Origin of the sequence: Nocardiopsis sp. SBT366, from assembly GCF_001083815.1 — a bacterium.
In the GTDB taxonomy this organism is placed as follows: domain Bacteria; phylum Actinomycetota; class Actinomycetes; order Streptosporangiales; family Streptosporangiaceae; genus Nocardiopsis; species Nocardiopsis prasina.
On record NZ_LAVM01000003.1, the window covers coordinates 55,999 to 75,374 of the forward strand.

14 protein-coding genes are annotated in these 19,376 nt (G+C 72.1%); 13 read left to right on the forward strand and 1 reads right to left on the reverse strand.

Features of this window, described 5'->3' with window-relative positions:
• Window positions 1–26: 26 nt before the first annotated feature.
• The 5 genes from ADX84_RS01580 (at window position 27) to ADX84_RS26515 (ending at window position 7,525) form a co-directional block, all read left to right on the forward strand.
• Window positions 27–2,045, forward strand: a complete 2,019-nt coding sequence (locus tag ADX84_RS01580; protein WP_234003815.1) for a hypothetical protein — start codon at window positions 27–29, stop codon at window positions 2,043–2,045.
• The gene (locus tag ADX84_RS01585; RefSeq protein WP_049566172.1) at window positions 2,038–3,333 is read left to right on the forward strand and encodes a hypothetical protein; all 1,296 of its coding nucleotides are present in this window, start codon (window positions 2,038–2,040) and stop codon (window positions 3,331–3,333) included. The genes ADX84_RS01580 and ADX84_RS01585 overlap by 8 nt, the downstream gene beginning before the upstream one ends.
• Before the next feature lie 125 nt (window positions 3,334–3,458).
• Window positions 3,459–5,747, forward strand: coding sequence for a serine/threonine-protein kinase (locus ADX84_RS01590; protein WP_053107231.1), 2,289 nt, complete (start codon window positions 3,459–3,461; stop codon window positions 5,745–5,747).
• A gap of 63 nt (window positions 5,748–5,810) precedes the next feature.
• The gene (locus ADX84_RS26510) at window positions 5,811–6,725 is read left to right on the forward strand and encodes a serine/threonine-protein kinase (protein ID WP_053107233.1); all 915 of its coding nucleotides are present in this window, start codon (window positions 5,811–5,813) and stop codon (window positions 6,723–6,725) included.
• A 29-nt stretch (window positions 6,726–6,754) separates the two neighbouring features.
• On the forward strand, window positions 6,755–7,525 hold the full coding sequence (locus tag ADX84_RS26515; protein ID WP_049566175.1) for a hypothetical protein: 771 nt from the start codon (window positions 6,755–6,757) through the stop codon (window positions 7,523–7,525).
• Window positions 7,526–7,597: 72 nt separating this feature from the next.
• Here the strand turns inward: ADX84_RS26515 and ADX84_RS01605 are convergent, their stop codons facing one another.
• Complete coding sequence (locus ADX84_RS01605) at window positions 7,598–8,197, reverse strand: uridine kinase (RefSeq protein WP_049566181.1); 600 nt, start codon at window positions 8,195–8,197, stop codon at window positions 7,598–7,600.
• A 127-nt stretch (window positions 8,198–8,324) separates the two neighbouring features.
• Between ADX84_RS01605 and ADX84_RS01610 the strand changes: the two genes are divergently transcribed.
• From ADX84_RS01610 to ADX84_RS01645, 8 genes are all read left to right on the forward strand, one after another.
• Entirely contained in the window at window positions 8,325–9,500 is a 1,176-nt protein-coding gene (locus tag ADX84_RS01610) for an ROK family transcriptional regulator (protein ID WP_049566184.1), read from the forward strand.
• A gap of 247 nt (window positions 9,501–9,747) precedes the next feature.
• Complete coding sequence (locus ADX84_RS01615) at window positions 9,748–10,896, forward strand: sugar ABC transporter substrate-binding protein (RefSeq protein WP_049566186.1); 1,149 nt, start codon at window positions 9,748–9,750, stop codon at window positions 10,894–10,896.
• Between the two features lie 118 nt (window positions 10,897–11,014).
• A complete protein-coding gene (locus ADX84_RS01620; protein WP_049566190.1) occupies window positions 11,015–11,815 on the forward strand; it encodes an ATP-binding cassette domain-containing protein in 801 nt (266 codons plus the stop codon).
• A complete protein-coding gene (locus ADX84_RS01625) occupies window positions 11,812–13,089 on the forward strand; it encodes a sugar ABC transporter permease (RefSeq protein WP_049566193.1) in 1,278 nt (425 codons plus the stop codon). Before ADX84_RS01620 ends, ADX84_RS01625 begins: the two co-directional genes overlap by 4 nt.
• A gap of 554 nt (window positions 13,090–13,643) precedes the next feature.
• Window positions 13,644–14,906: a styrene monooxygenase/indole monooxygenase family protein gene (locus ADX84_RS01630; RefSeq protein ID WP_049566196.1), complete on the forward strand. Its 1,263-nt coding sequence runs from the start codon at window positions 13,644–13,646 to the stop codon at window positions 14,904–14,906.
• 39 nt (window positions 14,907–14,945) lie between these two features.
• Window positions 14,946–15,716 (forward strand): sulfite exporter TauE/SafE family protein, encoded by a 771-nt coding sequence (locus ADX84_RS01635; protein ID WP_049566199.1) that lies wholly within the window; start codon window positions 14,946–14,948, stop codon window positions 15,714–15,716.
• A 285-nt stretch (window positions 15,717–16,001) separates the two neighbouring features.
• Window positions 16,002–17,930, forward strand: coding sequence for a 1-deoxy-D-xylulose-5-phosphate synthase (gene dxs / locus ADX84_RS01640; protein WP_049566331.1), 1,929 nt, complete (start codon window positions 16,002–16,004; stop codon window positions 17,928–17,930).
• 54 nt (window positions 17,931–17,984) lie between these two features.
• Window positions 17,985–19,376 carry an FAD-dependent oxidoreductase gene (locus tag ADX84_RS01645; protein ID WP_049566203.1) on the forward strand — a complete coding sequence of 464 codons (1,392 nt, stop codon included), beginning with the start codon at window positions 17,985–17,987 and terminating at the stop codon, window positions 19,374–19,376.

Sequence of the window (19,376 nt, forward strand, 5' to 3'; positions counted from 1 at the left end):
CGAAAAGTCCGGATATGCTCTTGTGTATGCCCTCGCCCCCCGGACCAGGTCTCCTCCCATGGCGCACGGACCTGCTCCGACGCACCCTGGTGTCGTGCGCCGCGTCGCTCCTGGCGGTGCTCGCCACGGCGCCCGCGGCCCTGGCACAACCCTCACCCGAGGCGGTCGAGGCCCACGAGGACACCCGGACCCCGGCCGAGTACTACGCGGACGAGCTCGCCGAGCGCCCCGAGGGCGCGGCCGTGGTCGTGGACGACTCCCTCGCGGGCCAGGGTGACGTGGCGGAGCTGGAACGGGAGCTGCACGCGCTCTTCTCCACCCTCGACGTCCCCTACCACGTGATCGCCAGCCCCTTCCCCGGGCCGGGGCCGGACTGGGAAGCGGGTTCGATCCTGACTCCGGTGGTGGACCGGCTCGGGCGCGACGGCCTGTACGTGCACCTGCGGCCGGACACCTACGGGCAGGAGATCCAGGTGCGCGGCCTCGACCTCCCCGTGGAGGAGAGCGTGCGCTCCCTGGGCGACGACCCCCGACTGGAGTACGACTCCGATGTCGACGAGGTGGCCGCCGTCATCGTCGAACGCCTCCGCGGCGAGGCCTCCGCGCCCGCGCACGGCCACGAGCAGAAGACCGAACCGGGCGCGCTGGCGGTCCTCTGGACGGAGTTCCTCGACGACGTCGACCCCACCCGCTCGGTCGGCGCCGAGAACCTCGGCACCCTCTCCGGGCTCTCCTCCGGGTTCCTCCTCGGGACGGGCGTGATCTGGGTGTGGTGGCGCTCCGTGCGCGGCCGTCGACGGCGCCACGAAGTACCCCTGGTGACCGTCGTCACCCTGGTCCTGGCCGGTGCCGCCGTCGCCGGTCCCCACGCCTACATGATGAGCGTGCCCGAGGGAGGAGTGGAGACCGCCTGGGAGACCCCGGACGTCCGGTCCGCCCCGCCCTACGTCGCCAACACCGAGCGGGTCGAACGCCTGGTCTCCGAGACCGAGTCCGCGCCGCTGTACGTCGCGCCCCTGGTCACGATGGACCGCTCCGGTCTGTCCGCGACCGCCGAGCGGCTGGAGGACACCGAGATCCCGGTCCGCGCCCTGGTGATGTCCATGAGCCCGTCCGACGAGTCGGAGGGCGACCCCGAGGTGCTGGCGTACTCCCTGGCCGCGCTCACCGAGGGACCGTCCCTGTACCTGGTCGCCACCACCGGCTTCGAGGGCCGGGTCGAACTCGCGGCCGGATCCTCGGGTCTGGGCATCGACCCCTACGACCTGAGCTCGGCCGTCCGGGACGTGGCCGCCGACTCCCCGGCCGAGGCGCTCGAGGCCGCGCTGCCCGCCCTCACCGCGCTTCCCACTGACCCCGGCCAGCCCGACACCGAACCCCGCTTCGCGTACTTCCACGCCGAGGATCCCGGGCCGAGGTCCGCGCGGTTCCTCGGTGACGGCTTCCTGCCCTGTCTCCTGGTGGTCGGCCCGGTGCTCTCCGGGATCGTCTTCGGTGCGCTGCTCCTCCTGGTGGTCGCCCTGCGCGGCGTGCGCGGGGGTACGGTCGGCGGCCGGACGCGCATGAGGGCACGCGCGCTGCGCCGACTCGCGTTCTCGGAGACCCGGGCCATGGTCCGGGAGCTGGAGGCGGCCGGGGACGGCGAGGTTCCCGCGTCGGCCATGCGCGACGCCGATGCCGCCCTGGTCGTGCTCCGGCGCCCCACGGACGCCCTCGACCTCCTCGGGGTCACGGTCCTGGCCCGGCGCGCCCGGGCGGCCATCTCCGGGGACCCCGGGGTCGCACGGCGGCCGGTCTGCTCGGCCAACCCCCTGCACGGCCGGGCGGACCGCAACGGGAGGGTCGTGGTCGTCCCGGGGCGCCGCCCGCTGTGCGACGCCTGCCTGGACCTCCAGAACGGCGCCCGCGCCGCACGCGTGCTGGAACTGCGGATCGGCGGGGCCTGGGTCCCGCACCTGAGCCTGGACCGCGTCTGGGTGCACACCAACTACGGATCGACGCAGCGCGCACTCGTCGACGGGATTCTGGAGGAGAGCGATGCGTAGGTTCGAGGTCCCTTCCGTCCTGGGTGCGGCCCTGGCCCTCACCCTCTTGGCGGCGGCTCCCGCCGCCGCCTCACCGGCCGACACCATGCCGGAGAACGCCTCCGAGACGATCACCTCCTCTCTGGCCGAGTCGCCGGTCCACGTCGACCCCGCCTACTCCAGCGCCCTGCCCGAGGAGGTCCGCCAGGAGACCGTCGAACTCATCGAGGGCTCCGACCTGCCCCTGTACGTGATCGCGGTGCCCATGGTCGAGGGTGACACCTGGGACGGCGACCCCGAGAACCTGGCCGTCCTGGTCCACGACCGTATGGGCGGGGGCCGGGCCCACATCCTGGTGTTCGCCAACGACCGCATGCACGGGCGGGACTTCGGGAGCGGAACGGACCTTCCCGCCCACTACGGCGCCCTCACCTCCTCCTACGCCACGGGGTTCAGCGGCAACCTCGGTGAGCTGGTCGAGGTCTCGGTGGAGACGGCCCTGTCCGAGGACCCCGAAGGCGCCTACACCGCCGCAAGCGAGGCCTACGACGAACAAAGGGAGGACGCCGCCGGCCCGATGTCCGGTCTCTGGCGGGGCGGAGGCGCGGGAGCGCCCGGCTGGCTGTGGCCGTCCGTCGCCGCCCTGGCGCTCCTCCTGGCCGTCGGCGCGGTCTGGCGCTCCCGCCGTGCCCGGGTGCCCTCGCTCCCTACCCTGGCCGTCACCCAGCACGCCGGGTTCGACAACGCCGACCGCGCCGCCCTGGACAGGCTGGTGGAGCGGGGCGCCACGGATCTCGTCGAACTGGGGGAGCGGTTGGGCCAGCTGCGTTCGCGCTCCCAGAGCGAGGAGGCCACCCGGCTCCTCCAGCACGCCCTGGACGCCCGATCCGCCGCCGCCAAGGTCCACGACCGCATGCTCGCCACCGAACCCACGCTGCCCGACGCGGCCGGGGTCCTCGTCCTGCTCGACATGGCGGAGGACGCCATCCTGCGGAGTCGGTCCCGGTCCCGTAAGCCCCGGTCGCACTGCTATGCCAACCCGCTGCACGGCACCACCACCAGGCAGACGGACTGGCGCGAGTTCGGCGGCACCCGCACCGTCCGCGTCCCGCTGTGCGCGGAGTGCGCCAGGGCCGTCCGGGAGCGGCGCCGTCCCCGGGTGCTCCCCGACCACCACCGGCGGAGTGAGGTGCCCTACTACGAGGTACCGGCCGAGGAGAGCGTCTGGGCGGCTACGGGTTACGGGGCCCTGCGGGACGACCTGGTCGATCGCGTCCTGCGCGGTGACCACAGGGGCACCCGCAGGTAACGGCGGGGCATCGGATGCCCCGGGGACGGAACCGAGTCCGTGTACGCGGGGTCAGTTCACTGTGGCACCCTGACATGGCGCCCCGCTCGGGGCCGGACAACGACCTATGAGAGACGGGGCGGGCTGTGGACGACCCTCAGGGCCAGGGCATGCGAGTGGAGGAGGCCGGTGGCTTCCGACTGCTGCGCTCCCTGGGGCGGGGCGGTTTCGGCGAGGTGTTCCTCGGCGAGGCGCGGGACGGCACCCGTGCCGCGGTGAAGCTTCTGCACGCGAGCTGGTCCGGGGACGCGGACATGCGGCGCCGCTTCGCAGCCGAGGTGGAGCAGGCCCAGCGGGTGAGCGGCTTCTGCGTCGCCACGATCCTGGCCGCGGATCCCGACGCCGCCCAGCCGTGGATCGCCACCGAGTACATCGACGGCCCCACTCTCCAGGCCTCGGTCGAAACGGACGGCCCTCGCACGGGAGTGGAGCTCCAGCGCCTGGCCATCGGAACCGCGACGGCCCTGGCCGCCATCCACGCGGCGGGCGTGGTCCACCGGGACCTGAAGCCGGACAACATCATGCTCGCCCCGGACGGCCCGAGGGTGATCGACTTCGGGATCGCCCGCGCCGTCGAGTCGACCTCCGTGACGGCCAGCGGGGTGGTCGGCACCATCGGCTACATGGCCCCCGAACAGCTGGAGGGTGCCCGGCTGACCGCTGCCGTGGACGTCTTCGCCTGGGCCTCGGTCATGGTGTTCGCCGCCACCGGACGGGAGGCCTTCCCCGGCCCCACCCAGGCCGCGCGCATCGCCCGCATCCTCGGTGGACAGCCCGATCTCGAAGGACTGGACGGCGCGTTCGCCGAGACCATCCGCGTCTGCCTGGACAAGGAACCCTCGGCCCGGCCCGACGCCGAGACCCTCATGCGGTGGCTCATCTCCGCCCCGGCCGGGAACGGTCCGGCCCGCGCCGCCGGGCCCGGCGGCGACCCCGCGCCCACCACGGTCGCCCCCGGTGCCGACGGACCGGACGCCCGGACCCGGATCGGCATCGACCACACCAGGGTCGCCGGTCAGTCGCCCGGTGGTGCGAACCCCCTCAACCCCACCAGGGTGGCCGGGGACGCCAAGGCCGCCCCCACCCGTACCTACACGCGGATGGCGCCGTCCGACGCGCGGGAGGGCGCCGCACACGCCCAGCAGTCCGGCCCCTACCCCTCGCCCCCCAACGGGGCGTACACCCCGCAGGGGGGAGGCCGGTACTCCGCGGCCACGTCGGGCCCCTACCCTCCGCCCCCCAGCGGGTTCCACACCTCGAACACCGGGCACTCGGGGGCCACACCGCCGTACCACTTCGTCAGCGTCCGGTTCCACGAACCCGGCGGCCTGGCCGAGGCCATGCAGCAGAACTGGGGCGCCGCGGTCCAGGTCTTCAGCGACCCCGTCGAGCGCGCCGCCCTGGGCGCCTGGCTCATGGACGACCTCGAAGACACCATCGTCGACCGTTCCCTGTTCCGGCGCGAGGTCCGGGACGCCAACCTCGCCGTCGCCTCCTTCGTCGCGCAGACCCGCCCCGACCTGCCGCCGGTCTTTCGTGGGCGGGGCGTGTCCCTGGCCGAGCTCCGGGCTCTCTTCGCCGACCCCGGCCCCCTCCTGACCGGAGCCCCGCTCAGCAACGAGATGGTCCTGTTGGCCCGCCCCGAACTCCTGCGCGTCCTCAGCGCCCACCAGGGCCCCGAGAGCGCCGAGTACCAGCGGCTGGCCGAACACCTGGACCGCGCCGAGCGCGCCGGAACCCTCCTGCACGAACAGCTCTCCCAGCGGCTCGTGGGGTGGCGGTCGAGCCAGCCCAACGTCAATCCGGCGCTGGTGCTGGCCTTCCTCCTGAACCCGCAGCTGATGGTCCCGCCCGACGACACCGGCGACACCGGGGTCGCCGAGTGGGTGGACATCCTGTGGCAGCGCGTTTCCAACTCCGGGACGCCCGAGAACTCCGGGTACGCGGCGGCGGTCTACGGCTCGCTGGGCACCCTCCAGGCCCTGGCCAGGCAGCGCCGCTACTGGGAGACCCGCTACTCCGAGGTGTCCACCACCCACGAGGAACTCGTGAACAAGGTGGAGCTCCAGAACCGGACCGGACGGATCATCCGCTGGTGCCGGTTCTCCCTCATCGGACTGCCCCTCGGACTCGTCCTCTCCGTGACCCCCGTGTGGGACGTGTTCGCCGACCTCCTGATGTGGGTCGCGATGCTCGGGCTGGTCGGCATGGTCGGCGCCTTCGCGACCCGGCTGGTGATGTGCGGCACCGCCGACCGCCAACGGCAGCGGCTCCTGGACCTGCACAACTCCAACCACCAGCTGCCCCAGCTGACCACGGGTGTCGAGCGTATCCGCGCGGACCTGGCCCAGGCGCGCGCGATCACCTCCAGCTGAGCCCGCCGGCGGGCACGGGCCCCGCCGCTCGGGCGACACGACAAGAGAAGGAAGGACGCGCTCGTGGACGAGACCACGGACTTGACGCCCGCCCCCCGCGCGGTCGGTCCGTACACCCTGACGCGATCGCTGGGCAGAGGCGGCTTCGGGGAGGTGTTCCTCGGCGAGGCCGGGGACGGCACCCGAGCGGCCGTCAAGCTCCTGCACGCCAACTGGTCCGGCGACGCGGACATGCGACGACGCTTCGCAGCCGAGGTGGAGCAGGCCCGCCGGGTGAGCGGGTTCTGCATCGCGGAGATCCTGGCCGCGGACCCCGACGCCGCCCAGCCGTGGATCGCCACGGAGTTCATCGACGGCCCCACGCTCCACCGGGCCGTGACCGTTGAGGGACCGCGCACCGGAGCCGAGCTCCAGCGCCTGGCCATCGCCACGGCCACCGCGCTCGCGGCCATCCACGCGGCCGGCGTGGTGCACCGGGACCTGAAGCCGGACAACATCATGCTCGCCCCGGACGGCCCGAGGGTGATCGACTTCGGGATCGCCCGCGCCGTGGAGTCCACCTCCGTGACCGCGAGCGGCATCGTCGGGACGGTCGGGTACATGGCCCCCGAACAGCTGGAGGGCATGCGCCTCACCGCGGCCGTGGACGTCTTCTCCTGGGCCTCGGTGCTGGTGTTCGCCGCCACCGGCAGGGACGCCTTCCACGGCCCCACCCAGGCCGCGCGCATCGCCAGGGTGCTCTCCGGGGAACCCGACACCGGCGACCTGTCCGGGCCCCTGCTGGGCACGATCCTGGCCTGTCTGGACAAGAACCCGAAGCGGCGACCCGACGCTCCCGCCCTGCTCCACCACCTGGTCGCGGGTACGGTTCCCGCCCCCGACGGCCAGGCGCCTGCCCGGACCTGCCACCGCTCTTCCGGGGGCACGAGCTCACCCTCGCGGGGCTGCGCGAGCTCTTCCACGATCCGCGCCCGCTGATCACCGGCGGTCACGAGGCCAACGAACTCATGCTGCTGGCCCGGCCGCAGCTGCTACGGCAGATGTCGGAGCACCGGCACGAGGACGGCCCGGAGCTGCGCCGACTGGCCGAGGACGTCGAGGAGGCCGAGCGGACCGGGATGGCCTTCCAACGGGAACTGGCGCAGAACCTCAACGGCTGGCGCGGGTTCGAGGGCCGCATGGACCCGGCGCTGGCGCTCACCTTCCTGCTCAACCCCGACCTCATGGTGCCCCCGGACCCGGGGGACATGCCCGGCGCGGCCAACTGGACGAGCGCGCTCTGGTCGCGCGTCGAGCTGGCCTCGGGCGCCCAACGCGCGGGGTACGCGGCGGCGGTCTACGGCTCGTTGTCGGCCGTGGTGACCCTGATCCGCCAGCGCGGGGTCTGGGCCACACAGCGGGAGTCGCTGCGCCGGGAACACCACTCGTTGGCCGCTGAGGCCACCGAGGCGGGGCAGATCTCCAGGATCAGGTCCATGTTCGTGGCCGCCGCCGTGATCTTCCTCTTCCTGTCCCTCATTCTGGGCGTGGCCCTTAACGGGTCGGGGCTGGGGATGCTGTTCTTCTTGTCGTCGCTCGCTGCGGGGGGAGTCGCGCTGATCATGGTGTTCAGGGAGAACGGGAGCCTCGGGGGAAGGGTCGCGCGGGAGGCCCGTGACCTGCGTCTGCGCAACATCCCGCTCCAGGGACAGGCGCTGGCGGCGGGCCTGCGGAGCATGGACGCCGACATCCGCCGCGCCCGCGAGCTCTGCTCGCGACCGCCCCGCAAGGCCTACTGAGGCGGACCGGATCGGCCGCCACGGGGCCCGTGGCGGCCCCGTCCGCACCCCGGATCCGCGTCGGTGTCCGGCTCAGTCGTTGTCGATCAGCAGGTCGGCGCGCTCCCTGGGCGGATCGACGGCGTACAGGGCGTCCTCCTGGCGGGCCCACGAGGCACGGTGCGGGGAGTACAGCTCCGCGTCCTCCCGGCCGTCGAGCCTTCGGGCCCGGGTACGCGGACCGGCCTCGACCCACACCAGCAGATCGGTCAGGTCACGCACGGGGGAGGCACCCGAACCGCACCCCTCCACGACCAGGGTGCCCCCGCGTTCGACGAGGTCGGAGGGGAGGCCGACCCACTCCGCGCCGAACGCACCGTGCTCCCAGTCGTACCGGTGCCAGGCGGGCACGCGCCCCTCGGCCAGCGGCAGCAGCACCCACTCCCCGAGCAGCGCCGCCGCCTCGGCCAGGCCCTCCCAGCCGGGGTAGAGGTCCTCCATCGTCAACAGGGCCACCTCCTCTCCCCGGTCCGCCAGGGAAAGGCACACCCGGGCAGCCACGGTGCTCTTGCCCGACCCCGAACGCCCCTCCACCGCCACGACCCGCACGCGCGGGCCCCTGCGGGCGGCGCCCAGAACCGCCCCGGCCACGTGCTCCGCCCATCCGGGACGGTCGGTGCTCACCCTCGCCATGACACCGAACCTAGGGCACGCGCGCCCCGGCCCCGCCCCGACGGTGACTCCGAGGTCCGCCTCCCCGTTCAATGCTTGTAACATTCGACCGAACAAGGCCAGAGCGAGCGGACTGAAGGGGTACGCGGTGACCGAGACCGGCACGACCCCCGGATCCCAGTCCGCGCTGCGGGAGGCCAACGAGCGCCGCGTCGTGGACGTGCTGCGCCGGGACGGCACCCGCACGCAGGCCGAACTCGCCCGCGCCACGGGACTGTCGGCGGCCAGCGTCTCCAACATCGTCCGCGGCCTGCGCGCGGCCGGGACCGTGTCGGTGCGCGACGCCTCCTCCAACGGGCGCAGGGCCCGGGCGGTCACACTGTTGCGTCCCCCGGGCACGGTCGTCGCCGTGGAGTTCGAAACCGACCGCGTACGCGTGGCGGTGGGCGACAGTGAGGGCAACCTGCTGGCACGCGAGTCCATCGCCTACGAAGTGGCCGCAGACGCCGAGCGGGCCGTCCGCCGGGCCGCCTGGCTGACAGAGACCACCCTGTTGGGCGCCCGGATCGACCTGGGCACCGTGGCCTCCGTGGTGGCCTCCGTGCCGGGGCCGATCGCCCCCGACACCGGTGAGGTCGGCGCCATCTCGTGCCTGGCCCGGTGGGCGGGCTTTCGCCCCGCCCAGGCGCTGGGAGAGCGGCTCGGCCTGCCCGTGCGGGCCGAGAACGACGCCAACCTCGCCGTGGTGGCCGAACGCGAACTGGGCGCCGCGCAGGGCGCCCACCACGTCATCCAACTGGTCCTCGGCGAGGGCGTGGGGGCGGGCATCGTCATGTCCGGCCAGCTCTTCCGGGGCGCGGGCGGCACCGCGGGGGAGATCGGGCACATCGGTCTGGACCCGCGCGGGCAGGTGTGCCGCTGCGGCAACCGGGGCTGCCTGGAGACCTTCGTGGGCACGGGGTACCTGCTGAACATGCTGCCCCGGACCTACGACCTCGCTCCCGGCACGGACCGGACCCGCCTGCGGGAGGTGGTCGCCTCCGCGCTGGGGGAGGACCCCGGCAGCCGCCGGATCATCGCGGAGGCCGGAAGCGCCCTGGGGCAGGGGGTGGCGATCATGGCCAACCTGTTCAACCCGGACCGTGTGGTGGTCGGCGGCGATCTGGCCGGTGCGGGTGACCTCCTGCTGGACCCCATGCGCCGGGCGATGGAGCTGGGGACCCTGGGTGGTGCCCTGGCCCAGCTCGAACTGGAGACCACCGCTCTGGGCGAGGACGCGGCGATCCGCGGCGCGCTGCTCACGGCCGCTCACAGCCTGCGCTGATCCCCGGGGCCCGTTCGTTCCCCTGTGAAGGTCTTTCACACGCGTGGGCCGCACGCCCCGCAGGGCGCCCGCCTTGTACACAAGCGTCCTGGCCTGCACCTATTTTGATTTCAGCTCATGAACCCAAGACTCGTAATGTTTCGGTTATGTGTTCAACAGTTGACGGCAAGGTGGACGCGGGGTTCTACTTCACACCATCGATCGCGCATTCTCATCCGCGCTGGTTCCGCAAGAGAGGCCCCCCGCGTTGACCACAAGACGCTCCCCACTCCGTCGCCCCACCGCCACCCTGGGCGTCGCCGCCGCCGGTGCGGCCCTGGCCCTGTTCGCCACCGCGTGCGGTTCGCTCACCACGGACGACTCCGCCGGTGAGACCCAGACCCACAGCATCGAGGAGGGCTTCCACGTCGGTCTGCTGCTCCCCGAGCTCCAGACGGCCCGCTACGAGGCCTTCGACAAGCCCTACTTCGAGGAGGCGCTGGAGAACCTCTGCCCCAACTGCGAGCTCTCCTACGCCAACGCCGACCAGGACATCGACAAACAGCAGACCCAGGCCCAGGCGATGCTGACCTCCGGGGTGGACGTCCTCGTCCTCGGCGCCGTCGACTCCGAGGCCGCCGCCGGGACCGTGAGCGAGGCACGCGGGCAGGGGGTCCCGGTCGTGGCCTACGACCGCCTCGCCCAGGGGGGCGTCGACACCTACGTCTCCTTCGACAACTTCCGGGTCGGCCAGGTCCAGGCCGAGGCGCTGCTCGGCGCCCTCGAAGAGGAGGGGACCGCGGGAGAGGGCCAGATCGTCATGATCAACGGCTCCCCGACCGACCCCAACGCGGGCGACTTCAAGGCCGGCGCCCACGAGATCTTCGAGGGCCAGGTCGAGATCGGCCAGGAGTTCGACACCCCCGACTGGTCTCCGGACGAGGCCAACAGCCAGATGGAGGGCGCCATCACCTCCCTCGGTCTGGACGAGATCGTCGGCGTGTACTCGGCCAACGACGGCATGGCGGCGGGCATCATCTCCGCCCTGCGCAGCGCCGGAGTCTCCGTGGAGGACCTGCCGCCGGTCACCGGTCAGGACGCCGAGCTGCACGGCATCCAGCGCATCATTTCCGGTGAGCAGTACATGACCGTCTACAAGGCCATCCGCCCCGAGGCCGAGATCGCCGCCGCCATGGCCGTCTCCCTGGCCACCGGCGACGACCTCGAATCCGGCGAGCACACCGTCACCGAGGTCGAGGACGCCGACGGCGAGATGGTCGACTCGATCCTGCTCGACCCCGTCGCGGTCACCGTCGACGACATCGCCGACACGGTCGTCTCCGACGGCTTCTACACCATCGAGCAGATCTGCACCGACGACTACGCCGACTTCGACTTCTGCAAGGAAGCCCTCTAGCCAGGCCCCACGTCCGGGCCGCCCCATCGTCCGAGGCGGCCCGGACGCGACGCCCCGCGAGGCCGGGCCGCGCGCGGAGCAACCGGCCCCCTTCGGGGCGAGAGAGAGAAACAGGCACATGAGTACACCCGTCCTGGAACTGTCCGGGATCTCCAAGACCTTCGGGGCCGTCAAGGCCCTCTCCGAGGTCGACTTCCAGGTCGACCCCGGGGAGGTGGTCGCCCTGCTCGGGGACAACGGCGCGGGCAAGTCGACCCTCGTCAAGGTCATCGCCGGGGCCCACCCGGCCGACAGCGGCGGAACCATCCACTGGGACGGCACGCCGGTCACCATCGGGGCGCCCGCCGACGCCCAACGCCTCGGAATCGCCACCATCTACCAGGACCTCGCGCTGTGCGACAACCTGGACATCGTCGGCAACCTCTTCCTTGGCAACGAGCGGCTCCACTTCCCCGGCACCCTCGACGAGGTCGAGATGGAACGGCGGGCCGTGGAGCTCCTCGACTCCCTGTCGGTGAGCATCCCCGACCTGCGCGTGCCCGTCGCCGCCCTCTCCGGCGGTCAGCGGCAGATCATCGCCATCGCCCGGTCCCTCCTGGGCCAGCCCCGCGTGGTCATGCTCGACGAACCCACCGCCGCGCTGGGCGTGGCTCAGACCGCGCAGGTCCTCGACCTGATCGAGCGACTGCGCGACCAGGGCCTGGGCGTGGTCCTGATCAGCCACAACATGGCCGACGTCCGCGCCGTCGCCGACCGGGCCGTCGTGCTCCGCCTCGGCCGCAACGCGGGCGACTTCCCCATCGCCTCGACCAGTTACGAGGAGATCGTGGCCGCCATCACCGGCGCCTCGGACAACCCGGTGACCCGTCGATCCACCCGTACCGGCTCATCGGCCACGGCCACGAAGGACAAGGAATGAGCCAGCAGACACACGTCTCCCAGGGCGACGACACCTCCGTTCCGGCGAGCGGTCCCCGGCGCGACCCACGCCTGCTGGCCACCGTCGCCTCGCCCGGCGGATGGCTCCGGGCCCTGCGCCGCAATCTCCGGGGCGGAGAGCTGGGCGCGGCCCCGGTCATCGTCGGTCTCCTGCTGATCGCCGTCGTCTTCCAGTCGATGAACGACCGGTTCCTGTCCCCGCAGAACCTGTCCAACCTCACCGTGCAGATCGCCGCGATCGGCCTCATGACCACCGGCGTCATCATGGTCCTGCTGCTCGGTGAGATCGACCTGTCCATCGGTTCGGTCGCCGGACTGTCCGCCGGGGTGCTGGCGGTCCTCGCGGTCCGGCACGGCTGGTCCGAGTGGGCGGCCATCGGCGCGGCCGTGGGCGTGGGCCTCCTGGTGGGCCTGCTCCACGGGTTCGTCTTCGCGAAGATGGGCGTACCGGCCTTCGTGGTCACGCTCGCGGGCCTGCTCGGCTGGCAGGGCGTGCACCTGTACCTGATGGGCGGGGACGGGAGCATCAACACCAGCTCCAGCGGTCCCATCGCGATGCTCACCCAGACCTACTTCGTCCCGGTCGTGGGCTGGTTCCTGGTCCTGGTGGCCCTGGCTCTCTACCTGGTGTCCGTGCTGGTCGTGGAGGGCAGGCGCCGTTCGGCGGGGCTGCCCTACAAGCCGGTGACCGAGGTGCTGTTCCGGACCCTCCTGCTGGCCCTGCCGCTGGCGGGCGGCGTGTGGGTGCTCAACCAGTACAAGGGCGTGCCGCTGGCCTTCCTCATCTTCGTGGGCTTCGTGGTGGTGCTGGACCTGGTGCTGCGCAAGACCCGCTACGGACGCATGGTCTACGCGGTGGGAGGCAGCTCGGAGGCGGCGCGCCGGGCCGGCATCAACGTGGACCTGATCCGGATCTCCGTCTTCGGGATCGCCTCCACCCTGGCGGCCCTCGGCGGTGTCATGCTGGTGTCCCGCAACTTCGCGGCCAGCGTCTCCACAGGCGGTGGCGCCGAACTGATGATGGCCATCGCGGCGGCGGTGATCGGCGGCACCAGCCTGTTCGGCGGGCGCGGCAACGCCTACTCGGCCCTGCTCGGCGGCCTGGTGCTGGGCGCCATCACCTCGGGCCTGCTGCTGCTCCAGATGGACACCTCGGTGCGCTTCATGATCACGGCGGCCGTCCTGCTGATCGCGGTCGTTCTCGACGCGCTCTCGCGTCGGGGACGCAAGACCCACGCCAGGGGCGGTGCCTAGCCAGCCCCCACACGTTCCCCTCCCGGAGCGGCGGACCCGGGTCCGCCGAAAGGCCCGGGCCGGTTCCCACTCCCACCGGTCCGGGCCCGCCGCGTGTGCGTGCGCGGGCGGAACAGCGTCATCACGCCACCGTTCTGGCCCGAAGGCCCGCCGCGTGCGCGTGCGCGTGCACGGGCGTGTGAGGTGTGTCGCTTTGTCGGCTTCGTGCGCGAGGGTGCGTTGTGCGTGGGTTGACCGGCCACGCCGCCGCGGAGCGGGGGAGCGCTCCACGATCCCGAATTCTCCCCTGACCGTCCGGAGGCATCCGGGCTGACCTGCCCGGACACGGTCACGCTCCCGGGGCTTCGGCGGTTGGCCCGCAGGGGCGCCGTGACGCAGGGCACTCCCGTGCCCGGAGACCTTGGTCCCGGGGCCCGTGGGGCCGAAGGTCCCGAGGTCAGGGGCGGAATCGGAGCCCTCAAAAGCACTGTTAGGTTCGCCGCGTCCCTCGACCCAGCACCCGTGCGCCCGGCGTCCGCCCCCTTCGCCGAGCACGGGGTCCAGCCAGGAGAACCATGCGCAAGATCCTCGTCGTCGGTGCCGGACAGTCCGGGCTCCAGCTCGCCCTCGGACTGCTCGCGGAGGACTACGACGTCACTCTCGTCGACCCCCGGGAACCCGAGGAGGTCCGGGCGGGGCGGGTGATGTCCACCCAGTGCCTCTTCGGACCGGCCCTGCGCCGCGAACGCCGCCACGGCCTGGACTTCTGGGGAGACCGGGCACCCGACATCACCGGGGTCGGCGTACGCGTGGCCGCGGACGGGGGAACCGCGCCCGAGGTTGACTGGGTGGGGCGCCTGGACGAGCCCGCGCGTTCGGTGGACCAACGCCTGAAGCTGGCGGTGTGGGCGGAGCTGTTCGCCCAGGGCGGCGGCCGTGTGCTCCGCCACCGGGTCACCCCCCACGACCTGGTGTCCCTGAGGGCGGACCACGACCTGGTCGTCATCGCGGCCGGTCGCGGCGAACTGGCCGGGCTCTTCCCCCGCGACGAACGCCGCTCACCCTTCACCGCACCCCAGCGCGTGCTGTCCCTGGCCTACGTCACCGGTGCCGACCCGCACCCCCACGGTCCCGTCATGGGCCGCACGGCCGTTCCCGGCGCGGGCGAACTCCTCACCCTGCCCACCCTCTCCGTGAGCGGCGTCTGCCAGTCCCTGATGGTGGAGGCCGTGCCCGGCGGGCCGCTCGACCACCCCCTGCCGCGCGGTGCCACCAGCGAGGAGGTGCTCGACGCCCTGCTGGGGATCCTGCGTCGCCACGCCCCCTGGGAACACGAGCGTTTCACGCACGCCCGACTGGCCGACCCCCTCGCCGCCCTCCACGGCGCCCACACCCCGGTCGTGCGCGAGCCGGTCGCCCGGCTGACCGACGGCACCCCGGTCCTGGGCATGGCCGACTCCGTGGTCAACAACGACCCCGTCACGGCGCAGGGAGCCAACATGGCCTCCCTGAGCGCCGACGTGTACCGCCGCGCCATCGTCGACCACGGGACGCGACCCTTCGACGAACGCTTCATGCGCGCTGCCTTCGCCGCCTACTGGCGCCACGCACGGCAGGTCACCGCGTGGAGCAGGGTGATGCTCACCGGACCGCACCACGTGTGGGAGCTGTACCGCCTGGCGGACCGGCACCAGCCCACCGCCGACCGGTTCGCCAACGCCTTCGGTGACCCCGCAGGGCTCATCGACTGGTTCCTGCACCCGGAGCGGGCGACTGCCTACGTGGACGACGTGCGACGGAGCGCGTCCGCGACGTCATCCCATGTCCCTATCTCCTAATCCCGATCGGGCTGAGGGGGATATAACGTCGTCCCCCTCATGTTCGCTGATCTCCTCACACCCACCGCCCACGCCCTGTTCGGGCAGATCGACGCCTGGGTCTTCCTGCTGGTGGCGGCCACCGCCGTCCTGGCCGGAGCGGCCATCCAGAGCATGGTCGGACTCGGCCTCGGGCTGGTCGCCGCCCCGGTGATCTCCTTCCTCGACCCCACGCTCATGCCCGGCTCGCTCCTGATCGCCGTGATCATCCTGCCGATGTTCACCCTCGTCCAGGAGTGGCGCCACGTGGACTGGCGCGGCCTCGCCTGGGGGCTGCCCGCCCGATTGCCCGGCACCGTCCTGGCGGTGTGGGTGGTGGCGGTCCTCGAACCCCGCGCCCTCGCCGCGGTGGTCGGCGTCATGGTGCTCGTGGCCGTCGCCCTGACCGTGCGGTCCTTCCGGGTGCGCATCACCCCGGTCTCCCTGGTCGCGGCGGGCACCCTCTCCGGGTTCGCGGGCACCGCCACCTCAGTGGGCGGACCACCCATGGCCCTGCTCTACCAGCACGAACCACCCGAGCGGGTGCGGGCCACCCTGGCCGCGTTCTTCCTGCTCGGCGGTGCCCTCTCCCTGCTCTCCCTCGGGATCGGCGGGCAGTTGGACGCTCGCACCGCCGCCGCGGGGATCGCCGCCGTTCCCTGTGTGGGCCTCGGATTCCTCGTCGGCAACGGGGTCCGTCGTTGGGTCGATCCGGGACGCATGCGGACGGCCCTGCTGTGTGTGGTGACCGTCTCCGCGATCGGCCTCCTCACACAGGCCGCGCTCGGCTAGCCTCGGCAACTCGGGTGTTCTGCGGTAAAGCCGCTCCCAAGAGGGAGTAATCTACGCCGAAACCTCCGTGGCGGGAGTCGTCCCGGCGGAGTCCGCCGGAATCGGTCACGCCCTTATGTCGGGGGTACCGTCAAAACCGTAGCCTCTGGGGCGACGCCGGGTGTGACCCGGGGGCGAAGGCCCATAAACTCGGGTATACCTGCCGGTAGCCAAGCTCGGCCCACGTCAGGGGCCGGAGCGGGCATACGTAACGTGGACACGCTGGACGAGGGGACTGACGAGACAGTGACACTGTTCGAGTCGATACACAATCCGGAAGCGCTCAAGAAGCTCCCGGCCGACCAGCTCCCTGCGCTGGCCCGGGAGATCAGGGACTTCCTGGTCGACTCCTGCTCCCAGACCGGGGGACACCTCGGTCCCAGCCTCGGCGTCGTCGAGCTGAGCATCGCGCTGCACCGGGTCTTCGACTCACCGAAGGACCCCATTCTCTTCGACACGGGGCACCAGGCCTACGCGCACAAGGTCCTCACCGGGCGCCACGACTTCAGCGATCTGAAGTCCGAGGGCGGCCTGTCCGGCTACCCCTCCCGCGCCGAGTCCGAGCACGACTTCATCGAGAACTCCCACGCCTCCACATCGCTGTCCTACGCCGACGGCATGGCCAGGGCCAACGAGGTACAGGGCCGCACCGACCGGACCGTGGTCGCCGTCATCGGAGACGGCGCCCTCACCGGAGGCATGGCCTGGGAGGCCCTCAACAACATCGCCGAGCGCAAGAACCGGCGCCTGGTCATCGTCGTCAACGACAACGGCCGCTCCTACTCGCCCACGATGGGCGGCCTGGCCGACCACCTCTCCTCGCTGCGCATGGCCCCCGGCTACGAGCAGGCCCTGGACCTGGCCAAGAACACCCTCAACCGCACCCCGGTGGTCGGGCAGCCCCTCTACGAGGCCCTGCACGGCCTCAAGAAGGGCCTCAAGGACACCATCCAGCCGCAGATGATGTTCGAGGACCTCGGCCTGAAGTACCTCGGCCCCATCGACGGACACGACGAGCCCGCCGTGGAGAAGGCCCTGCGCCGGGCCCGCGACTTCGGCGGACCGGTGATCGTCCACGTCATCACCCAGAAGGGCAAGGGCTACGCCCCGGCCGAGAACCACGACGAGGACCAGTTCCACGCCCCCGGCCCGTTCGACATCGACACCGGTGCGGCCAAGCCCGGCCCCAAGGTCGAGAAGTGGACGTCGGTCTTCGCCGAGACCATGGTGGAACTGGCCGGGGAGCGTGAGGACATCGTCGGCATCACCGCCGCGATGCTCCACCCCACAGGCCTCAACAAGTTCGCCGACGCCTACCCGGACCGCGTCTTCGACGTCGGCATCGCCGAACAGCACGCCACCACCGCCGCCACCGGCATGGCGATGAACGGCCTGCACCCGGTGGTCGCGGTCTACGCGACCTTCCTCAACCGCTGTTTCGACCAGGTGCTGATGGACGCCGCCCTGCACCGCCAGGGCGTCACCTTCTGCCTGGACCGCGCGGGCGTCACCGGCAACGACGGCGCCAGCCACAACGGCGTGTGGGACATGTCCATCCTCCAGGTCGTCCCCGGGCTCCGCCTGGCCGCACCGCGTGACGCCGTCCGGCTGCGCACCCTGCTGCGCGAGGCCGTGGCCGTCGAGGACGCCCCCACCGTCGTGCGCTACCCCAAGGGCGCGGTGGCCGAGGAGCTCACCGAGATCGGCAAGGTCGGCAGCATGGACCTTCTGCGCCGCGCCACCGACGGCGGTCACGGCAAGGACCTCCTCATCGTCGGGGTGGGCACCATGGCGCAGGTCGCCTGTGAGGTGGCCGACCGCATGGCCGACCAGGGCATCGGCGTCACGGTCATCGACCCCCGCTGGGTCAAGCCGCTGGACGAGGCGCTGGTGGCCGAGGCCGCCGAGCACTCCGTGGTGGCGGTCGTCGAGGACAACGGCCGCACCGGTGCCGTCGGCGACGCCGTGGCCCGCCTGCTGCGCGACCACGACGTGGACGTGCCCGTGCGGACCTTCGGCATCGAGCAGGAGTTCCTCGACCACGCCAAGCGCGACCGCATCCTCCAGCAGCAGGGGCTGACCCCGCAGGAACTGTCCCGCAAGCTCACGGAAACCGTCTCCCGCCACACCGAGCTGGGCGGAACCCGGCCCGAACTGGCTGACGAGAAGGCCTGACCCACACCCTCCTGGCAGCACTGGATCTGACACCGGTGCTGCCAGAATGGGTTCATGACCGACCAGCCCAGCGCCCAGGACGAGACTCCGCTCAGGGTGGCCGTGATCGGCTCCGGCCCGGCCGGTGTCTACGCCGCGGACGCCCTCACCCGCCAGCGCCGGGTACCGGTCCGGGTCGACATCGTGGACCGGCTGCCCACCCCCTACGGCCTCGTCCGCTACGGGGTGGCCCCCGACCACACCAAGATCAAGGGCGTGGCGCGGACGCTGCGCAGGGTCCTGGAGCACCCGCACGTGCGGTTCGTCGGCGGGATCGAGTTCGGCACCGACCTCACGCGCGCCGACCTGTCGCGCTCCCACCACGCCGTCGTCTACGCCACCGGGGCCAGTGTGGACCGCCGCATGGGCGTGCCAGGTGAGGACCTGCCCGGCAGTGTCGCCGCCACCGACTTCGTCAACTGGTACTGCGGTCACCCCGACAACCAGTGGGAGGACTTCGGCCTCGACACCGAGGAGGTCGCGGTGGTCGGCGCGGGCAACGTCGCCCTCGACGTGGTGCGCGTCCTGGCCAAGACCGCCGACGAGCTCCGGCACACCGACATCCCCCAGACCGTCCTGGAAGTGCTCGCCGCCAGCCGGGTCCGTACGATCCACCTCCTGGCCCGCAGGGGCCCGCTCCAGGCCAAGTTCACCGCGCCCGAACTCCGTGACCTGATGGAGCTTCCCGGTGTGGACGTCGTGGTGCGCCCCGAACAGGTGGACATCGACCTCACCGAGATCGGCACCCGGAGCCCCGAGCTGCGTGAGGTCTCCCGGGCGGCACGCACCAACCTCAGGCTTCTGCGGGAACTGGCCGAGCGTGTCCCGGAGGGGCGTGCGCGCCGCGTCGAACTGCGCTTTTGGACGCGGCCCGAGGAGATCCTCGGTACGGACCGGGTGAACGGCCTACGCGTCGGGCACACCCGGCTCGACCCGGAGGGCCGCCTTGAGGGAACCGGTGAGCACGAGGTCCTGGACGTCGGCATGGTGCTGCGCTCGGTCGGGTACGCGGGTGTGCCCCTCGAAGGCGTGCCCTTCGATCCCGGTGCCAGGACTGTGCCGAACGAGGCGGGCCGGGTGCTGGACGCCCGGGGCGGGCCGGTGCCCGGCGACTACGTGGCGGGGTGGATCAAACGCGGCGCCACCGGGGTGATCGGCACGAACAAGTCGGATGCCGCGGGGACCGTCCGCGCACTTTTGGAGGACGCCCCGCTGCTCCGCGAGTCCGTTCCCGACCCTGTCGCCCTGGAGCGGGTCCTGGACGACCGGGGGCTGCGGCACAGCGACTACGAGGGCTGGCTGCGCATCGACACCGCCGAGGCCGACCACGCGGCAGACCTGGAGCGGGGGGAACGCGTGAAGTTCAGGGACTGGGACGCCTACCGGAGGATCCTGGGGCAGGACTGA

Coding starts and splice junctions, on each gene's coding strand:
- ADX84_RS01580 (WP_234003815.1), top strand. CDS start 27: ATGCCCTCGCCCCCCGGACCAGGTCTCCTCCCATGGCGCACGGACCTG.
- ADX84_RS01645 (WP_049566203.1), top strand. CDS start 17,985: ATGACCGACCAGCCCAGCGCCCAGGACGAGACTCCGCTCAGGGTGGCC.
- ADX84_RS01585 (WP_049566172.1), top strand. CDS start 2,038: ATGCGTAGGTTCGAGGTCCCTTCCGTCCTGGGTGCGGCCCTGGCCCTC.
- ADX84_RS26515 (WP_049566175.1), top strand. CDS start 6,755: ATGCTGCTGGCCCGGCCGCAGCTGCTACGGCAGATGTCGGAGCACCGG.
- ADX84_RS01630 (WP_049566196.1), top strand. CDS start 13,644: ATGCGCAAGATCCTCGTCGTCGGTGCCGGACAGTCCGGGCTCCAGCTC.
- ADX84_RS01635 (WP_049566199.1), top strand. CDS start 14,946: ATGTTCGCTGATCTCCTCACACCCACCGCCCACGCCCTGTTCGGGCAG.
- ADX84_RS01605 (WP_049566181.1), bottom strand. CDS start 8,197: ATGGCGAGGGTGAGCACCGACCGTCCCGGATGGGCGGAGCACGTGGCC.
- ADX84_RS01625 (WP_049566193.1), top strand. CDS start 11,812: ATGAGCCAGCAGACACACGTCTCCCAGGGCGACGACACCTCCGTTCCG.
- ADX84_RS01620 (WP_049566190.1), top strand. CDS start 11,015: ATGAGTACACCCGTCCTGGAACTGTCCGGGATCTCCAAGACCTTCGGG.